The following is a 17,002-nucleotide window of genomic DNA, read 5'->3' as shown; positions in this document are numbered from 1 at the left end:
AAAGTTCACGCGGCGACGTCCAGCGCGCCGGCCACGGTCACCGGGTCGACGTGGGTCATCACGTCCAGCACGTTGTGGGCATCGAGCACGCGCTGGCGCGCCGCGGCCGCGATCGCATGGCCCTGGGTCACGGTGAGCGCGCCGTCGATCTCCAGGTGCACGTCGACCTGCGTCATGTCGCCCATACGGCGCGTGCGCAGGTCGTGCAGGCCCTGCACGCCGGGCGTGTCCAGCAGGGTGCGGCGGATCGCCTGCGACTCCTCCTCCGACACCGCGCGGTCCATCAGGTCGTTCAACGCGCTCCAGAAGAAGCGCCAGCCCATGCGCACTACCAGCAGGCCCACCACCGCGGCGGCCACCGGGTCGAGCAGCGTGAAGCCGGCCAGGCTGCCGCCGATGCCCAGCGCCACCACCAGCGAAGAGGCGGCGTCCGAGCGCGCATGCCAGGCGTTGGCCACCAGCATGCTGGAGCGCACCCGTTCGGCCACGCGCAGCATGTAACGAAACAGCAGCTCCTTGGCCAGCAGCGCGGCCAGCGCCACCCACAGCGCCGCCTGGTGCACCGGCGGCGTATGGCCGTAGGCCTGGATCTTTTGCGCGGCCGAGATCAGCATGCCGATGCCCACCGCCAGCAGCAGGCCGCCCAGGGCCAGCGAAGCGGCGTTCTCGTAGCGCTGGTGGCCGTACTGGTGATCGGCGTCGGCCTTCTTGCGGCTGTGGCGGGCGGCGAACAGCACCACGAAATCCGACACCAGGTCCGACAGCGAATGCACGCCGTCGGCCACCAGCGCCTGCGAACCGGAGAAGATGCCGGCCCCGACCTGCAGCGCGGTCAGGCCGATGTTGACGGCGATGCTCACCAGGGTGCTGGTGCGGCCGGCGTGATAGCGGGCATCGGCGCCGGACGGGTCTTCTTTTTGAGTGCTTATCATATCGTCAACTATATGCCTTCAATTTGCCTCTAAATGCCCGCAAAACTTGTGCTATGGATCAAATTGCAGGATCATCTTGCCAGAATACAATGTCAGCCGCCTTGCGAGGGGCAAGACGGCCGATTGTGATTGTTACGCCAGTGTGCGCCGGCTTGCGTACACTCGATGCTTCTTCAGCAGGTTCCGTCACGGGCGCGCCACACTTGAAGCGGCATGCCCGTCAGCCATTTGCCGCTTCGCCGGCACCGGGTGACGCGGCGCCGCGTCGACGGCGCTCAAGATGAGCCGGGCAGACCAAAAAGCAGAAATTCATCCGAGGACCAGCATGGACCAAGCAACTCCGCAACCGCTGTCATTCGCGTTCGACAGGGCCAGCGGCGAACTCTCCGCAACGTTCACCCCGACGCCGGGGTTTCCGCCGCTGACGCTGGCGTTCCTGAAGCAGGCGATGACCGACAACGGGCTGACCAAGCTGTTCTTCCAGGACTCCGTCCTCAACGGTTTCGTGCGCAAGGCCGAAGACGCCAAAGAGACCGTGACCCAGGTGATCGCCGAGCGCCGCGACGGCGAATTCACGCTGGAGGTGGCCGACGACCTGATGACCGCCTCGCTGACCCTGGTGCCGCCCTTCGGCGGCCGCGCCAAGAGCGTGGAAGTGATCAACGCCATCCGCGCCGCCGGCGTGACCTACGGCATCCTGCACGAACAGCTGCGCGGCGCGCTCTCGGCCGGCCAGTGCAACAAGCTGGTGGTGGCGCAGGGCCTGATGCCCACGCCGGCCGAACCGGCCCGCTTCGAAAGCCTGCTGGAAGAGAAGGAAGAAGAACTCGCCGATATCGACGAGGACGCCGTGGTCTCCTACGCCGACATGGGCCACCTGCTGCTGGTGTCGGCGGGCGACCCGCTGATGCGCCGCATCCCGCCGGTGCCCGGCAAGGACGGCATCGACATCCGCGGCGGCAAGGTGCCGGCGCGCCCGATAGCCGACGTCGCCTTCGCCAAGGACTCCATCGGCGCCGAACCCAGCGAGGAAGATCCCGACCTGCTGGTGGCGATCGTGCCGGGCCAGCCCACGGTGATCAAGAACGGCGTGAAGGTCAACCCGGTGATCGACGTCGAGAACGTCGACCTGTCCACCGGCAACCTCACCTTTGAAGGCACGGTGCGCGTCTCCGGCGACGTGATGACGGGCATGAAGCTGCACGTGGGCGGCGACGTGGTCGTCAGCGGCACGGTGGAAGCGGCCGAGATCGTGGCCGGCGGCAGCGTGACGGTCAAGGGCGGCGTGATCGGCCACAGCGAAGGCGTCAGCGCCGGCGCCGGCACCACCGCCATCGCCTCGCGCATCAGCGCGCAGAAGTCGGTGCAGGTGATGTTCGCCGAGAGCGCGCACATCGAAGCCGCCGAGAGCATCCTGGTGCTGGGCAACGCCCGCCACTGTGAACTGCTGGCCGGCGACGAGATCGTGGTCGGCAAGGGCAACCCGCGCACCGGCCACATCATCGGCGGGCGCGTGGAGGCGACCAACTCCATCCGCGCCAACGTCATCGGCGCCTCCACCAGCACCTTCACCCGCGTGCAGGTCGGCCTGGATCCCTACCTGGAAGAAAAGATCGCCATCAAGGAGCAGGAATACGCGCGCAAGGTGGCCGAGCTGGACCGCACCATCAAGCAACAGAACTACTACAAGCTCAACCCGGAGAAGGCCACGCCGGAGATCCTGTTCGAGACCAGCGACAAGCGCAAGGCGCTGGCCTATGAAGTGAAGGTGCTGCTGGAAGAAGTCGGGCAGATGAAAGAAGGCATCGTGGCGGCGGAAGATGCCCGCATCATCGTCGCCAAGGCCGTCTACGAAGGCACCGAGCTGCGCATCGGCCACCAGGCCTGGCCGGTGCAGTCCGACCTGGGCGGCGGCACGGCGCAGCTGTTCGAGGGCGACATCCGCTACAACCCGAAGAAGTAAAATGGCGGCTTGAACGGGGCCGCCCGCGCCCCTGCCTTCAGAAAGCCTCCGATGCAAGACCTTCCCCTGGCCGACGCCGACGACCTGCGCGCACTGGCCCGGCAAAGCGCGGCGATCAGCGTCGCCTGCAGTTGCCGCAGCGCCGAGAGCGCCGGCTGGATCAGCCTGCCGCTGTCGCTGCAGGAGTCCCAGCTGGCCGATGTCGCCACGCTGGTGCGCGATCCCTACGACGAACCCACCTTCGCTGAGCACCATCCCGACGGCACCCGCTACGAATCGGCCGACGCGCCGATCGCGCCCCGCTACTACCCCTACAACCGCTGCAACGTGGCGCGCTGCACGCTGTGCTCGCGCCATTACCTGCGCTACATGGAGGCCGGCGGCTACTTCGTCGACCGCCGCATCCGCTCGCTGCGGGATCCGGCGCTGGTGACCGATCCGGCCTGACTCCGCTCCCGTAGCGACGCCTTCAGCCGCGCGAGAGGCGGCTGGACATCAGGATCTGGTACAACGTGTCGGCCGGCCTGGACAGGCGGCGCGCGGTCAGCGCCACGTATTCGATGTCCGGCAACGCCGGCAGCGCCGCGACGTTGAGCGGCGGCACCAGGTCGCGTGAAGCCAGGTGCGCCGGCAGCGACGCCAGCCCGAGTCCTCCGCGCGCCGCCGCCATGCAGCCGGCATGACTGCCGCTGGTGCAGACGATGCGCCAGTGATGGCCGGACTTGCCCAGCGTCTGCAGCGTCGCCGCGCGCGTGATGCTGGGCTCGGGCAGCAGGATCAGCGGCAGCGGCTGCGCCAGGTCGACATGGGTTTCGGGCCGCGCCAGCCACTGCATCGCGGTGGAAAACATGCTGTGTCCGCGCGACTCGCCCACGCGCCGCTTGCCCACCAGCAGGTCCAGCTTGCCCTGGTCGAGCGCGGTATAGAGCTCGCTGGTCAGGCCGATGGTGATTTCCAGTTCGACCTCGGGATGCTGGCTGCGAAAGGCCGCCAGCATGTCGGGCAGCGGCCCCATGGCGAGGTCGTCGGAGGTGCCGAAGCGCACCCGGCCGCGCAGCCGCGCGCCGCTGAACTGGGCCTCGGCGCGCGCATGCGCCTCCAGGATCAGGCGCGCGTGCACCAGCAGGCCCTCGCCGTCGGCGGTCAGCGCCAGCGAATGGGTATCGCGCACGAACAGGCGGCGCCCCAGGCTTTCTTCCAGGCGCCGGATGTGGTCGCTCACGCTGGACTGGGTCAGCCCGAGCTGGCGCCCGGCCTCGGTGAAACTGGCGGAGGCGGCGGCGGTGGTGAAGGTATGGAGCCAGACGGGATTGAGCATGGGGCGGCCGTTTTTTGCGGGTATCCGGGCATTGTCATCGAATTTTCCGATCACAGTCAATGCGATCAAAGGGGTTCCCGATAGCCCGCTCTTTTCCTATCATGAGGACAAAATCCTCTATCTGTGTCCATCCATCATGAAACGTTTCCTGCCCGACCGCTTCACCCAGCTGCTGATCGCCACCGTCCTGCTGGCCACCCTGCTCCCGGCCACCGGCCGTTTCGAGGAGTTCATGCACGTCGCCAGCAACGTGGCGATCTCGCTGCTGTTCTTCCTGCACGGCGCCAAGCTCTCGCGCGAGGCCGCGCTGTCGGGCCTGAAGCAGCCCAGGCTGCACCTGCTGACGCTGGCTTCGACCTTCATCCTGTTCCCGCTGCTGGGCCTGGCGCTGAAGGCGGCCGTGCCCGACCTGCTGACGCCGCAACTGTGGATGGGCGTGCTGTTCGTGTGCTGCCTGTCGTCCACGGTGCAATCCTCGATCGGTTTCACCTCGATTGCGCGCGGCAACGTGCCGGCGGCAATCTGCGGCGCCACCGCCTCCAACCTGCTGGGCATCCTGGTGACGCCGCTGCTGGTGACGCTGCTGTTGCACCGTCATCATGAAGGCAGCGGCCTGTCGCAAGTGCTCAGCATCCTGCTGCAGCTGCTGCTGCCCTTCGTGCTGGGCAACCTGCTGCGCCCTTGGATCGGCGCCTGGATCAACAAGCACAAGGTGATCGTCAACGTGGTCGACCGCGGCGGCATCCTGCTGTCGGTCTACGCCGCCTTCAGCGCCGCCGTGGCGCAAGGCATCTGGCACCTGTTCCCGCCGACCCAGCTGGCGCTGCTGGTGCTGGTCAACGCGGTGCTGCTGGGCGCGGTGCTGCTGGTGACGACCTATGGCGCGCGAGCGCTGAAGATGCCGCGCGGCGACGAGATCGTGCTGGTGTTCTGCGGCTCCAAGAAGTCGCTGGCCTCGGGCATCCCCATCGCCTCGGTGCTGTTCGCCGGCAGCGGCGCGGCGGTGGTGCTGCTGCCCATCATGCTGTTCCACCAGATGCAGCTGATGCTGTGCGCGGTGCTGGCGCGCCGCTATGCCGAGCAACAGGAGCGCGCCGACCAGGCCGACCAGGCCGGGCAGGCGGAAGGCGCGCGCGCGCCGGCGGTGGCCGGCCGCTGACCCGGCTCCCCTCATTTATCTTTCTTTCGTTCGCAGGCTCCTGACACCACGTTGTCAGGAGCCTGCCTGCATGATGCGTTCCATGCCAACCGGCATAGGAACCCGTCTCACAACACCCACAACGAAAGGAAGACATCATGCAAACCTCCGTCAACTGGTTCGAAATCGCCACCAAGGACCTCACCCGCGCCGCCCGCTTCTATGAAGCGGTGTTCGCCACCAGGCTGCGCCTGGAGGCCCTGGAAGAAGAATCGCCGATGGCCATCTTCACCCGCGACGACGGCCAGTCCGTGGGCTGCCTGACCGGCGGCGACTGGATCGAGCCCTCGCCGCAGGGCACGCTGGTCTACCTGGACGCCGGCCCGGACATCCAGGCCGTAATCGACCGCATCGTGCCGGCCGGCGGCAAGGTGGCGCTGCCCAAGACGCAGCTGCCCAAGGACCTGGGCTACATCTGCCAGTTCATCGATACCGAGGGCAACCGTGTCGCGCTGCACGCGATGAACTGAGCCCGATCGCGCAATGCACGGTCAATAAGCGACCCATGAACGGCGACGGCGGCAGCATGGAAACCCCAACTACACAGGGCGTTCCGGCGGCCGCCGCCGTCCATTGCAGAGCAGCATCGAAGCTTGTGGCGCGGCCCTTTCATGCGTGCCAGAATGGCGCGCACCTATCCTTTCCCGCCGCCACATGCGCCGAGCCGACCGACTGTTCCAGATCACCCAATACCTGCGCGGGCGCAGGCTCACCACCGCGCGCCAGCTGGCCGAGTGGCTGGCGGTGTCGGAGCGCACGGTGTACCGCGACATCCGCGACCTCTCGCTGTCAGGCGTGCCGGTGGACGGCGAAGCCGGCGTCGGCTATCGCATCAAGCCCGGTTACGACCTGCCTCCGCTGATGTTCAACGCCGACGAAATCGACGCGCTGGTGATCGGCATGCGCATGGTGCAGGCCTGGGGCGGCCCGCAGCTCTCGGCCTCGGCGGCCTCGGCGCTGGCCAAGGTGGTGCTGGCGCTGCCCAAGGACAAGCGCGACTTCGTCGAAGCCACGCCGCTGTTCGCCCCCAGCATGCAGATGGACGCCGTGCAGGGCGAGCGCCTGGAGGCGATCCGCCAGTCCATCAGCAGCCGCCACAAGCTCCTGCTGCATTACTCCGACGCCCAGCAGCGCGCCACCCAGCGCGTGGTGTGGCCGCTGGCGCTGGCCTTCTTCGGCGGCACCTGGATACTGGCCGCCTGGTGCGAGGCGCGCGACGACTTCCGCTCGTTCCGGCTGGACCGCGTGCAGCAGATGAGCGAGCAAGGCTATTACCCCGACCGCAACGGCCGTCGCCTGGCCGACTTCGTGCGCGCCATGCAGCGCGGCGCGAAGCAAGCGCCGCCGGCGCAATAAGGCGCCCGCGCAAGAAAAAGCGCATATGCAGATGCGGATTCATTCGTTCGCAGCCGCCTGCGGCGGGTTTAGGCTTGAGCCGTCACTGACTCCCGCCCAAGACCATGCGCAAAGACCCGAGCCGACCGAATGACAAGGACGCCGCCCCGCTTTCCCTGGGCGACCGCTGTGTGCTGTGCGTGGGCGGACTGACCGGCGCGCGCAACCACTACCGCGCCGAGATCGAGACGCGTTCGGGCCGCTTCATCCACCACGACGGCGGGCGCGAGGACAACCTGCACCGGCTGGCGCCGATGCTGGCCGCGGCCGACATCGTGATCTGCGCCTCCGGCAACATCAGCCACAACGCCTATCACCTGGTCAAAAGCACCTGCAAGAAACTGGGCAAACCCTGCGTGCTGGTCAAGGGCACCGGCATCGCCTCCTTCCTGGACGGACTGGGCAGCCTGGCGCAAACCGGTTCGCAGGCGGCGGGACTTTCGGCGCGCGGCGACAGCCTCCTGCGGCGCGGACGCTGACTTCTCCGGCGCCCGGATGCATGCCGATTGGAAAAAATCGGCAAAGCCCCCTACAATCGACTCCCAACGGCAGCCACAGGCTGCCGAAATGACAACACCAGCCATACGGCATCATCCCGGGAGTCTGTTTGAACATCGTACGTCGCCTGGCCACAAGCCTTCCGGCGCTCGCGCTGGCCTGTTCGGCCGTCGTGGCGCCGGCCGCGCATGCGGCGGCCCCGCAACCGAGCTTCGGCATCGAAGTCGGCAATGCCTTGCTGTGCCTGAACCAGCTCAACAGCAAGTATTTCTACGACTATTTCACCGAGGCCTTCGGGCCGCCCTACAAGACCGAGGGCGGCGCCTACTGGTTCAAGGCGACCAACCTGAACCTGTGGGGCATGCAGGCCACCGATTTCCTGGTCAACGACAGCAGTAGCCAGGCCGATTTCATCGGCGCCTACTTCAAGACCACCCCGGTCAAGCTGACCGACGCCATCAGCGCCGCGCTGGGCATCCGCTTCACGGCCGAAGACAACTCGGCCTACCCGATGCGGCAGTCGCAGGCCGGCAGCAAGATCGTCTACAACAACACCGACGCCAAGATGTACTGCGCCAAGTCAAAGTTCCTGGTGCCGTCACCGCAGCAGCCCTGATCTGTCCGGACGGGGTCGCGGCGCGGCCGCGTCCCGACGACGGCGTCAGCAAAAAAAGAAACGCCGCAGCGAATCATCTCGCTGCGGCGTTTTTCATGGGCGAAGGACTGAAACGTCTCAGGCCTGGCCCTTGGATTTCTTCAGGTCCTCGATCGTGCGGATGCAGTCGCGCCCGGCCGCCTTGGCCAGGTACAGCGCCTCGTCGGCTTCGCGCAGCACGTCCTCCGGGCTGTGCACCTGGCGCTCCGGCGCCACCGCCGACACGCCCAGGCTGATGGTCAGGTGGCCGGAGGCGCTGGCGCTGTGCTCGATATCGAGCGCGGCGATCGACTTGCGGATGCGTTCGGCCACCATCACCGCGCCTTCCAGCTTGGCGCCCGGCAGCAGCACCGCGATCTCTTCGCCGCCGTAGCGCGCCAGCAGGTCTTCAGGACGCAGGTTGGTGTCGCGGATGGCGCTGCCCAGCCGGCGCAGCACCTTGTCGCCGGCCATGTGGCCGTACAGGTCGTTGTACTGCTTGAAGTAGTCGACGTCGATCATGATCACCGCCAGCGACAGGTTGGTGCGCGCGGCGCGGTTGAATTCCTCCTGCAGCCCGCGCTCGAACTGGCGGCGGTTGGCCAGGCCGGTCAGCGCGTCTTCCAGCGCCAGGCGCGCCAGGGTCTTGTTCATTTCTTCCAGGTTCACGCGCGCCTCGTCCAGCTCGGCCTCGATGCTCTTGCGCTCCTGCATCAGGGCATTGAAGGCGCCGTGCAGGTCGCCCAGCTCGTCGTGACGCATTTCGCCGGGCAGCTGGTCCAGGCTCTTGTCCTGGCGGATACGCTGGATATGCGCGTGCAGGCGCGCCAGCGGCTGGAACAGGCGGTTGACGAACCACCACGACAACAGGCCGGCCAGGAGCGTCAGCACCGCGGCGGCGATGATGGCGCGCTCCTGCATCTCGGCGATGGGCGCGTAGGCGTCGCGGGTCAGGTAGTGGGCGCCGATGATCCAGTTGGTGCTGGCCATGCGCTTGTACGAATAGAGCGCGTTCTCGCCGGCGCGGTCCGGGCTTTCCATGCTGCCCTCGAAGCCCTTGAGCGCCTGGTTGTTGGCGGGGCTCTGGCCGCCGGCGTCGTCCATGTGCTTGAGGATGCGTTCCTTGTCCGGGTGTTCGACGATCACGCCGTCGCCGGTGATGATGAAGATGAAGCCGCTCTTGCCCAGCTTGACGTCGGTGAACTGGCCGAGGAAGTTGTGTTCCTTCAGGTCGATGCTGGCCACCAGCACCAGCTCGACTTCGCCGCGCGTGTTGAGCAGCGGCTCGGTCATCAGCACCACCGAGCGGTTGGACATGCGGCTTTGCAGCGGCTTGGAGATCACGCCCTTCTTGCCCTTGAGGGTGTCGTTCAGGTAGTCGCGCCCGGCCATGCTGAAGCGGCCGACCTGGCTGGGGTCGGCGTAGTTGGCGATCACCGCGCCGCCGGCCTCGGCCACGGAGACGTTGAAGAACTGGGCGTTGAGCGAGAGGTGCTGCTCCAGATAACGCTGCATCAGCGCCGGATTGTGGCGCGCGGCGTCGGGGATGCCCTCGCCCAGCAGGCGCAATGCGATGCGGCGGTCTTCGAAGCCGGCATCGAGCGCGGCGGCGGTGAGCTTCAGGGCGGTGAACTGCTGCTCGCCGAGCTCGTCGCGCATGTCGCGCCGGATCACGAACAGCGAAATGGCCGTGACCACGATGGCGGTGATCACCACGGCGGCCACGACGGCCAGGGCGAGACGGGTTTTGAGTTCCAGATTTAAACGTGGCATAAGCAGCAGCTTGCTTTCCCTGCGGAAAGTTTCCTTGATGGTGGCAACCAGCGAGCAGGCTACGCCGGGCGGCGGCCTTGCGATGGCGCGAGATACGGCGGTAATCGGGGATTGTTCCGGGCTTTGGGCCCGGCGGACCCGCAACGGCGTCCGCGATGTGCATCGTACCGCGCCCCCTCCCTGCGTCGGCCGACATGGGTCCGGCATGCGCCGGCCACGCGAAATGCTACAGGCTCGCGCAGGTGCGCGCAAACGGCAGGCGCAATGGCGCGCGCCGATGTGACGTTTTATCCACGCCTCATGCGACCTGCAATGCGCGCAGCAACGGCAGCCGGGTACGCGCGAAGAGCTGGGCCTGGGTCGCCAGTTCGGCCAGGTTCTCCTGCTCCCCCTCCAGCCGCACGCCGTCGCGCACCAGCTTCTTGCCCTGCGCCGAAATATGCCGCCAGACCACGGCCGGCCAGGCCTCGGCTTCGTCGCCGCACTCCTGGCGCGCCAGCAGGAACAGCTGCTCGATGCGGTCCACCCGCACGCCGCCGCCGGTGACCGGGCTGCACAGGTGGCCCACGCCGCCGTCGTCGGCGGGCTGCGCCGACTCGCCGGCCTTGCGCAGCAAGTGGCGGTTGAGCAGCTGGCTGCGGCTGGCCGCCTGGGCCCGCGCCGCCTGGTCGGCTTCGGCCGGCAGCGGCGCCGCATGGCCGGTGCCGATCAGCATGACGGCCGAGTCGAGCACCTGCGACAGGTTGAGGTTGCGATGCGCCAGCGAGGCCGCCAGGTCGACCAGCGTGTGCGGCCGGTAGTCCGACAGGGCCTGCAGGATGGGTTCGTAGATCAGGCGGTTCAGGGTGATCTCGGAGGCCACGTTCTGGATGGTCAGCGGCACCTTGTCCGGCTCGGTCAGCAGCACGATGCTTTGCAGCGCCAGCGACTGCACGCGCTGGCGATCGTCCAGCGGCTGGCCGCCGCGTACCCAGTAGTCACGCCGGAACTGCTGGTTGACCATGAAGTCGCGCACGCTCTGCTGCATCACCGGGTCGGTCACGCCGTGCGTGAACTGCCGCTGCGCCGGCGTCAGGTTGGCCATGTCGAGATGGTCGGCATAGTTGGCCGGGCAGGCGAAGTTCAGCCCGGCCGGCGAGAGCCGGCGATGCATGTCGGCGAAGGACTCGGCGTGCCAGTCGCGGTTGAAGTACTCGTGCGCGAGATAGCCGCGGCCCTGCTGCTGCAGGATCTTCAGGCGGTCGCGCATGAAGGGGTTGGCCTGGGCGTAGACCGGGTCGGCCTCGAACATGCGCGCGGCGAACTCCAGCGCGGCGTCGATGCGGGCCTCGGTAGGCAGCCCGCGCTCTTCGTTGCCGGCCTGCTGGGTGTGCTGCACCAGCAGGTCGCGCAGCGGCATGAAGGCCGACCAGCCGGGCTGGGTGTTGTAGCTGATGTAGAGCACGCCGCCCGGTTTGAGCTTGCGGTCGATGAAGTCGAAGATGATGTCGCGGTTCTCTTGCGAGACCCAGCTCCAGACGCCGTGCAGCGCGATGAAATCGAAGTCGGGCAGGTCGTCGCGCCGGCAGAAGCGCGAGAAGCTGGAGTCCTCCAGCTGGGCGCCGCTGCCGCTGGCCGCCGCCAACTCCTGCGCGAAACCGGCCTGCATGGGATTGAAGTCGTTGCCCCACCAGCGCGTGCCGGACGCCGCGGCGTGGAAGTTGGTCGACAAGCCCTGGCCGAAACCCAGCTCGCACGCGGTATGCACCGCCGGCGCCTGCAGCCCGTGGAAGGCGAAGGCCAGCGGCAGCCGCGCCGGGTTCAGGCCGGGGTAGTAACCGTAGGTGTAGGCGATGTCGAAGACGTATCCGTCGTTCCAGTTGTTCAAGGCAGTGCTCCCGGCGGGATGGCGTTGGCGTTTTTATGGCGGGGCGGATGGGGCCGCCGCTACCTGTTCTGTCTGCTGTGGTTGTTGCTGTCGTCGGTGCTGTCGTCGGTACGCCCACTGCTGCGGTCGTCGCCATCGCCCTGCGCGGCATCCCGGTCCGTCGCGCCGGCGCCCAGCGCCGTGTATTTCAGCGCGTTGCCGCGCGCGAGATCGACCGGATACTTGCGGCGGTTCAGCTCCATCTTCTCCAGCACCGCCGCGCGCAGGTCCACGCCGGTGTGGTCGGCCAGCTGGATCAGGTAGACCAGCACGTCGGCCATCTCGTGGCGCACGCCTTCGCGGGCGGCGTCGTCCAGTTCATGGTCGGCGCCGGTGGGCAGCCACTGGTAATGCTCCAGCAGTTCGGCGGTCTCGACCGACAGCGCCATGGCAAGGTTCTTGGGAGTGTGAAAGCGCAGCCAGTCGCGCTCGCTGGAGAACTGGCGGATGATGTCGCGCAACTCGGTCAGGTCGGAGGCGCGTTGCTGCGGGACGGTCATGGCGGAGCGGACGGACTGTTGCGAAGCGCTCACTTTATCACCAACCGGATGCGGCGGCGGGCCGCTTCCTTGATCTGGGACAGGCCGCCGCAGCGCGCATTGATGCACAATGTAGCGAAACCCGCGACCTTTCCGGACTGCCATGCCCACACTTTCCCGCTCCCCATCCCGCCTGCTGTTGTACGCAGCGCTGGCCCTGCTCACCCTGCTGGCCGGCTGCGACCGCAGCGTCGACCGGCAGCTGGCCGAACACGCCGCCGCCGAAACCACGCTGGGCGTGACGCCCAAGGAGTTCGCGCGGCGCTTCAACGAGAAGCTGCCCGACGCGCTGGCCGGCATGCAGGTCGACGAACCGGCGCACATGGCCAATCTGTACAAGCTCGATCCCTCGCGCCTGCACCCCGGCCAGTATGAGTACGTGCTGGAAACCAAGGTCGGCCCCTCGCAGACCTCCCTGCTCGGCACGCTTAACCAGAAGGGCGAACTGCGCGCCGTGGGCGTGCTGCTGACCGATCGCTCGCAGGCCGCGCGCGACGAGTTCCTGATCTGCGCCGACAGCGCCGCGCGCAGCTTCATCGAGGGCTCCCAGGAAAAACTGCTGCCGCTGATCACCCGCCTGACCGGCATCGCCCTGAACAATCCCGGCCAGCGCATGACCGAGGTGGTCTCCGACCAGCTGCTGTCGGTCGAGGTGGTGTCGCAGGGACTGCTGTTCCAGGTCCAGCCCAAGCAGTAGCCCGAAGAGCTTGCGAACTTGCCGCCGACGGAAAATTTGCGTCCGGCAACGTAATTGGCAATCACACTGGCAATTGATATTCACGTCCTGCGCAGTATCGTTTAATTTCATACTGCAACGCCGTCCTGGAGCCGGTTCAACTTGAAAAACGGAGGAAACCTGCCAACAATGCCTTCTTGCCGCGCCAGATAACTAAGCCCATCCGGGCAAAAAATTACCAACGGGCATTACCCATCCTTTGCTTCACCGACGTAAGCATTTGCAGCACGCAACAGCAAGAGTTTGATTTTTGCAGGGCTGCGGCATCGCCGGGGGGGAACACCGAGGCCGCAGCGTCCACAACGAATCGTGCGGATCCCGCAAGGCGGCGCATCCGCACACTCAGGCAAGGGGAAACGCATGCGCAAGAATCTGCCGGTCACCACCAACGAACGTCTGCTCGACGACGGCAAGTCGATCGTCTCCAAGACCGACCTCCAGGGCAACATCACCTACGTCAATCCCTACTTCATCGAGATCAGCGGCTTCAGCGAAGACGAGCTGCTGGGCGCGCCGCAAAACATCGTGCGCCATCCGGACATGCCGCGCGAAGCCTTCGCCGACATGTGGGCCACGCTCAAGGCCGGCCTGCCGTGGAACGGACTGGTCAAGAATCGCTGCAAGAACGGCGACTTCTACTGGGTACAGGCCAACGTCACGCCGGTGCGCGAGAACGGCCGCGCCGTGGGCTACATGTCGGTGCGCACGCGGCCCTCGCGCGAACAGGTGCAGGCGGTCGACGGCGTGTATCGCCGCTTCAGCGTGGGCCAGGCGGCCGGCCTGCGCATCCGGCGCGGCGCGGCCGTGCGCGCGGGGTTCGTCGGCTGGCTGCAGGGCCTGCGCGACCTGCCGATCGCACGCCGGCTGGGCCTGGTGATGGGGCTGCTCACGCTGATGTTCGTTATCGGCGGCGCCGTCGCCGGCGAGGCGGTGCAGGCCGCCGGCGGCAAGCCGTATGCGGTATGGGGCGGCACTGTCGTCGGCGCGGCGCTGCTGCTGGGATCCTGGGCCATGCTTCACGCCAGCATCGTCAGCCCGCTCAAGGAAGCGATTGCCGCCGTGCACGGCCTGGCCGGCGGCGACCTCGACCTGGAAGTGGCCACCGGCCACCGCGGCGACATGGGACTGCTGCTGCAGGCGCTGCGGCAGCTCAACGTCAACCTGCGCTCCATCATCGGCGACGTGCGGCGCAACGTGGAGTCGATGGCGGTCTCCACGCAGGAGATCGCCAACGGCAACCTCGACCTCTCGGGCCGTACCGAATCGCAGGCGTCGAGCCTGGAGGAAACCGCTTCCAGCGTCGAGCAGTTCGCCGCCACCGTGCGCCAGAACGCCGACTCCGCCGCCAATGCCGACCGCCAGGCGCAGACCGCCTCCGACATCGCGCAGCGCGGCAGCGCCTCGGTGCATCGCATGGGCGACACGATGGCCGAGATCAACAATGCGTCCAGCAAGATCGTGGACATCATCGGCCTGATCGACGGCATCTCGTTCCAGACCAATATCCTGGCGCTCAACGCGGCGGTGGAAGCGGCGCGCGCCGGCGAACAGGGACGCGGCTTCGCCGTGGTGGCGGCCGAAGTGCGCACGCTGGCGCAGCGCTCGGCGGCGGCGGCCAAGGACATCAAGACGCTCATCGACGACTCCAGCGCCAAGGTGGAAAGCGGCAACCAGCTGGTGCGCGAGACTGCGCAGGCCATGGAGGAAATCGGCGGCGCGGTGCGCGGCATGGCGGTGACCATGGGCGAGATCACCATGGCCAGCCGCGAACAGAGCGGCGGCATCGAGCAGTTGAACCAGGCGATCAACAACATCGACGAGACCACGCAGCAGAACGCCGCGCTGGTGGAGCAGGCCGCCGCCGCCGCGGAGAACCTGCGCGACCAGGCCGGGCGACTCAGCCAGGCGGTCTCGGTATTCAAGATCGACGGCGGCGCCGGCAAGGCGGCAAGCCGAGCGGCATCGCGCACGCCGCGCGGCGCTGCCGGCGGCTCGGTGCTGGAGCTGGAACTGACGGCGCAATGAGCGCGGCGGCGCCCGAGGCCTTTACATTGAATTGCACATCTTTACCCGTTTGTTGCGCGTAGGGGCCTGCCCGCTGACACCTTGCTTGCTATGATGAACTCACGCCTTCGTCCACGCCCCGCGGCATGGCGAAGGCCACCGCCATTCATCAGAACAAGGGAGTCCATCATGAGCGTGTCATCCGTTTCTTCCGGCAACAGCAGCTTCTACAACACCATCGTGCAACCGATCAAGAACGTCGCGCAGGAAGTCGGCGACGATATCGAAAGCGCCTACGATACCACCGTGGACGCCGTCTCCTCGGCCGCGCACACGGTGGCCGACAGCGTGTCGTCGGGCTTCAAGAAGATCGGCAGCATTATCGATACCTCGGCCTGAGCCGAGGTTCGCCTCAGATCGCAGTACCGCCGCCTTGGCCCGGGCCGTTGATGCAGATCGGATAAGGCGGCTTTTCTCCTGCCACGCGCTCGCACAGCTTCACCGGGGCCAGCGTGTTGTAGCGCTCCAGCCAGTGAACCATGTCGATCGGCAGAGGCGTTGCCGATGCGGCGCCGCGTTCGGACCATTGCACCGTGTAGTAGTCGGCGCGCCCGCGGATCACCTGGATCAGGGTGGATTCGCTGACCGCGCCATAGGCGGTCTGGCGCGTGCCGCAACTGACCACGAACACATGCTCGTCCCTGCCGTTTACCGCGCCGCTCGACAAGGTCTTGAACGCATATGAGGCCGGGCAGTTGGAGCGAAAGCCATCGGCGATCCTGCCGCCGAACGCTTCGGGCGAGACTTCCCGGTTCCGGGCGAGATTGCGCACGCCAGTGACGGTGATCATCTCGGTCCAGCGCTGGACGGTCTGCCCGACCGGCACCGCCTCGCGGATGTAGTTGGACGCCGTCGCCTGCTCAAAGGCCGACGGCTTGAACCCGGACGGCAGGCTCAGCATCAGCAGCTGGCTGAAAATCGGCGAGATCATGCGGATCTGCGGCTGCTGCAGCGAACCCTCATCCTCCCCCAGCACGGCGCTCACCGCCTCGGCCGCCTTGCGCTCGCGCTCCCCCTGCACCAGCGACACGGGCAAGGGGTTCCACACGACGCTGCTGTTGATGGCATATACCTGGCAAACCACATCGGCGCGGGCAGCGCAACGCTGCATGCCGCGCGTGGCCGGGTCCGACACCCCCGGAATATCGGTCACGCCCATGCCCCATGTCGCATACCAGCCGCCATTGCTGGCCACCACGAAGGCGCGCGGCAACCGCTGCCGCAGCCAGTTCTGGTAACCGTCCCGGCCGCGCTGGTTGATGGCGGGCACGGCCGTGACATCCGAGACCGCCGCGTACCGGGTACGGGGATATGTCAGCCGGCGGTCGTTGAAATTGGCCAGGGCCCGCACCAGCTGCTGCACCTCGGCACGACCGGCGGCCTCGTCCCTCCTGGCCAGCGCGGTTTCGGCGAAATAGCTGCGGTCGTCGGACAGGGACGTCTCGAACCGGTAAAAATAACTGCCTCCGGCTTGCGCCTGCACTACCGCTCCACGGTTGTAGCCAAAGGGGCCCGGGCTGACCACGATCTGGTGCCGGCCCGGCGGCACGCTCAGTGCGACATAGCTGCCGGCGGCCAGCGGCGTCATGGGCTTTCCGTCCAACGTGGAATAGAAGGCACGGTTGCGCGCCAGTTCCGACGGGGCCCGGTAGACATAGATCGTGGCCATGGACGGATCGCCGTTGGCGATCTCGGCCTTGTTGCGCGGTGCATGGGTGCAGGCCGCCAGCATCAGCAGGCAGGCCGCGATAGCGAAGTGCTTCACGGTGACGGCGATATTCATTTTTGTTTTATGTGTTCAGGTTTGGCATTGCACGGGTCGCGCCCGCGCCGGAACAGGCCATACCCGGCCGTCCCCCGCCCCATGTCCTGCCCTCCGGCAGAACTCCCCGCGGCGATTTTTGCAGATGTAAAGAGGGGCGGCAAGCGAATCTTCAAGGCGGGCGCCCACGCCGCGCCGGCGTATCGGAGGAGATCCGTCCGGGCTTGCCGTTACAATGCCAGCGGAGTTCCACCCGCCATCCATATCTTCGCCGGAGACCGTCC

General features: G+C 67.0%; 16 protein-coding genes. 10 read left to right on the top strand and 6 right to left on the bottom strand.

The window, feature by feature from the left end; genetic code table 11:
• Positions 1-5: 5 nt before the first annotated feature.
• Complete coding sequence (locus CEJ42_RS20015; RefSeq protein WP_088752288.1) at positions 6-932, bottom strand: cation diffusion facilitator family transporter; 927 nt, start codon at positions 930-932, stop codon at positions 6-8.
• Positions 933-1,257: 325 nt separating this feature from the next.
• Here CEJ42_RS20015 and CEJ42_RS20010 point away from each other — a divergent pair, with 325 nt between their 5' ends.
• Together CEJ42_RS20010 and CEJ42_RS20005 are read left to right on the top strand one after the other, a co-directional pair.
• Positions 1,258-2,895: a DUF342 domain-containing protein gene (locus tag CEJ42_RS20010; protein ID WP_088752287.1), complete on the top strand. Its 1,638-nt coding sequence runs from the start codon at positions 1,258-1,260 to the stop codon at positions 2,893-2,895.
• Positions 2,896-2,946: 51 nt separating this feature from the next.
• Positions 2,947-3,342, top strand: coding sequence for a hypothetical protein (locus CEJ42_RS20005; RefSeq protein ID WP_088752286.1), 396 nt, complete (start codon positions 2,947-2,949; stop codon positions 3,340-3,342).
• 22 nt (positions 3,343-3,364) lie between these two features.
• On the opposite strand, the gene CEJ42_RS20000 is transcribed toward CEJ42_RS20005, so the two are convergent.
• Positions 3,365-4,213 carry a LysR family transcriptional regulator gene (locus tag CEJ42_RS20000; protein ID WP_079216917.1) on the bottom strand — a complete coding sequence of 283 codons (849 nt, stop codon included), beginning with the start codon at positions 4,211-4,213 and terminating at the stop codon, positions 3,365-3,367.
• 136 nt (positions 4,214-4,349) lie between these two features.
• On the opposite strand from CEJ42_RS20000, the gene CEJ42_RS19995 reads away from it, so the two are divergent.
• The 5 genes from CEJ42_RS19995 (at position 4,350) to CEJ42_RS19975 (ending at position 7,920) form a co-directional block, all read left to right on the top strand.
• Positions 4,350-5,372 (top strand): bile acid:sodium symporter family protein, encoded by a 1,023-nt coding sequence (locus CEJ42_RS19995; RefSeq protein WP_088752285.1) that lies wholly within the window; start codon positions 4,350-4,352, stop codon positions 5,370-5,372.
• Positions 5,373-5,509: 137 nt separating this feature from the next.
• Positions 5,510-5,881 carry a VOC family protein gene (locus CEJ42_RS19990; protein ID WP_079216919.1) on the top strand — a complete coding sequence of 124 codons (372 nt, stop codon included), beginning with the start codon at positions 5,510-5,512 and terminating at the stop codon, positions 5,879-5,881.
• 184 nt (positions 5,882-6,065) lie between these two features.
• Positions 6,066-6,767 carry a helix-turn-helix transcriptional regulator gene (locus CEJ42_RS19985; protein WP_079216920.1) on the top strand — a complete coding sequence of 234 codons (702 nt, stop codon included), beginning with the start codon at positions 6,066-6,068 and terminating at the stop codon, positions 6,765-6,767.
• Between the two features lie 104 nt (positions 6,768-6,871).
• Positions 6,872-7,285 (top strand): DUF2325 domain-containing protein, encoded by a 414-nt coding sequence (locus CEJ42_RS19980; protein WP_088752284.1) that lies wholly within the window; start codon positions 6,872-6,874, stop codon positions 7,283-7,285.
• Between the two features lie 128 nt (positions 7,286-7,413).
• Complete coding sequence (locus tag CEJ42_RS19975; RefSeq protein WP_079216922.1) at positions 7,414-7,920, top strand: hypothetical protein; 507 nt, start codon at positions 7,414-7,416, stop codon at positions 7,918-7,920.
• A gap of 117 nt (positions 7,921-8,037) precedes the next feature.
• Here the strand turns inward: CEJ42_RS19975 and CEJ42_RS19970 are convergent, their stop codons facing one another.
• The 3 genes from CEJ42_RS19970 to CEJ42_RS19960 all read right to left on the bottom strand — a co-directional run bounded on the left by CEJ42_RS19970 (position 8,038) and on the right by CEJ42_RS19960 (position 12,117).
• Positions 8,038-9,711, bottom strand: a complete 1,674-nt coding sequence (locus CEJ42_RS19970; RefSeq protein ID WP_088752283.1) for a sensor domain-containing diguanylate cyclase — start codon at positions 9,709-9,711, stop codon at positions 8,038-8,040.
• A 298-nt stretch (positions 9,712-10,009) separates the two neighbouring features.
• Entirely contained in the window at positions 10,010-11,578 is a 1,569-nt protein-coding gene (locus tag CEJ42_RS19965; RefSeq protein WP_079216924.1) for a methyltransferase regulatory domain-containing protein, read from the bottom strand.
• 59 nt (positions 11,579-11,637) lie between these two features.
• Positions 11,638-12,117 (bottom strand): nucleotide pyrophosphohydrolase, encoded by a 480-nt coding sequence (locus tag CEJ42_RS19960; RefSeq protein ID WP_088752282.1) that lies wholly within the window; start codon positions 12,115-12,117, stop codon positions 11,638-11,640.
• Between the two features lie 142 nt (positions 12,118-12,259).
• Between CEJ42_RS19960 and CEJ42_RS19955 the strand changes: the two genes are divergently transcribed.
• The 3 genes from CEJ42_RS19955 (at position 12,260) to CEJ42_RS19945 (ending at position 15,295) form a co-directional block, all read left to right on the top strand.
• Positions 12,260-12,853, top strand: a complete 594-nt coding sequence (locus CEJ42_RS19955) for an attG domain containing protein (protein WP_088752281.1) — start codon at positions 12,260-12,262, stop codon at positions 12,851-12,853.
• A gap of 399 nt (positions 12,854-13,252) precedes the next feature.
• On the top strand, positions 13,253-14,917 hold the full coding sequence (locus CEJ42_RS19950; protein WP_088752280.1) for a methyl-accepting chemotaxis protein: 1,665 nt from the start codon (positions 13,253-13,255) through the stop codon (positions 14,915-14,917).
• Between the two features lie 168 nt (positions 14,918-15,085).
• Complete coding sequence (locus CEJ42_RS19945) at positions 15,086-15,295, top strand: protamine P1 domain containing protein (RefSeq protein WP_079216928.1); 210 nt, start codon at positions 15,086-15,088, stop codon at positions 15,293-15,295.
• Between the two features lie 13 nt (positions 15,296-15,308).
• Here the strand turns inward: CEJ42_RS19945 and CEJ42_RS19940 are convergent, their stop codons facing one another.
• A complete protein-coding gene (locus CEJ42_RS19940; RefSeq protein WP_088752279.1) occupies positions 15,309-16,739 on the bottom strand; it encodes a hypothetical protein in 1,431 nt (476 codons plus the stop codon).
• Positions 16,740-17,002 lie beyond the last annotated feature (263 nt).

The sequence above is a fragment of the Herbaspirillum robiniae genome, from assembly GCF_002213415.1.
Classification (GTDB): Bacteria; Pseudomonadota; Gammaproteobacteria; order Burkholderiales; family Burkholderiaceae_D; genus Herbaspirillum; species Herbaspirillum robiniae.
The sequence above is the reverse complement of the archived record's forward strand: the minus strand, read 5'-3'. Positions and strand labels throughout refer to the sequence as shown.

Excerpts from the sequence above, each read along its gene's own strand:
- CEJ42_RS19950 (WP_088752280.1), top strand. The coding sequence starts at position 13,253 with ATGCGCAAGAATCTGCCGGTCACCACCAACGAACGTCTGCTCGACGAC.
- CEJ42_RS20000 (WP_079216917.1), bottom strand. The coding sequence starts at position 4,213 with ATGCTCAATCCCGTCTGGCTCCATACCTTCACCACCGCCGCCGCCTCC.
- CEJ42_RS19960 (WP_088752282.1), bottom strand. The coding sequence starts at position 12,117 with ATGACCGTCCCGCAGCAACGCGCCTCCGACCTGACCGAGTTGCGCGAC.
- CEJ42_RS19990 (WP_079216919.1), top strand. The coding sequence starts at position 5,510 with ATGCAAACCTCCGTCAACTGGTTCGAAATCGCCACCAAGGACCTCACC.
- CEJ42_RS19995 (WP_088752285.1), top strand. The coding sequence starts at position 4,350 with ATGAAACGTTTCCTGCCCGACCGCTTCACCCAGCTGCTGATCGCCACC.
- CEJ42_RS19945 (WP_079216928.1), top strand. The coding sequence starts at position 15,086 with ATGAGCGTGTCATCCGTTTCTTCCGGCAACAGCAGCTTCTACAACACC.
- CEJ42_RS19955 (WP_088752281.1), top strand. The coding sequence starts at position 12,260 with ATGCCCACACTTTCCCGCTCCCCATCCCGCCTGCTGTTGTACGCAGCG.
- CEJ42_RS20010 (WP_088752287.1), top strand. The coding sequence starts at position 1,258 with ATGGACCAAGCAACTCCGCAACCGCTGTCATTCGCGTTCGACAGGGCC.
- CEJ42_RS20015 (WP_088752288.1), bottom strand. The coding sequence starts at position 932 with ATGATAAGCACTCAAAAAGAAGACCCGTCCGGCGCCGATGCCCGCTAT.
- CEJ42_RS19970 (WP_088752283.1), bottom strand. The coding sequence starts at position 9,711 with ATGCCACGTTTAAATCTGGAACTCAAAACCCGTCTCGCCCTGGCCGTC.
- CEJ42_RS19940 (WP_088752279.1), bottom strand. The coding sequence starts at position 16,739 with ATGAATATCGCCGTCACCGTGAAGCACTTCGCTATCGCGGCCTGCCTG.
- CEJ42_RS19985 (WP_079216920.1), top strand. The coding sequence starts at position 6,066 with ATGCGCCGAGCCGACCGACTGTTCCAGATCACCCAATACCTGCGCGGG.
- CEJ42_RS19980 (WP_088752284.1), top strand. The coding sequence starts at position 6,872 with ATGCGCAAAGACCCGAGCCGACCGAATGACAAGGACGCCGCCCCGCTT.
- CEJ42_RS20005 (WP_088752286.1), top strand. The coding sequence starts at position 2,947 with ATGCAAGACCTTCCCCTGGCCGACGCCGACGACCTGCGCGCACTGGCC.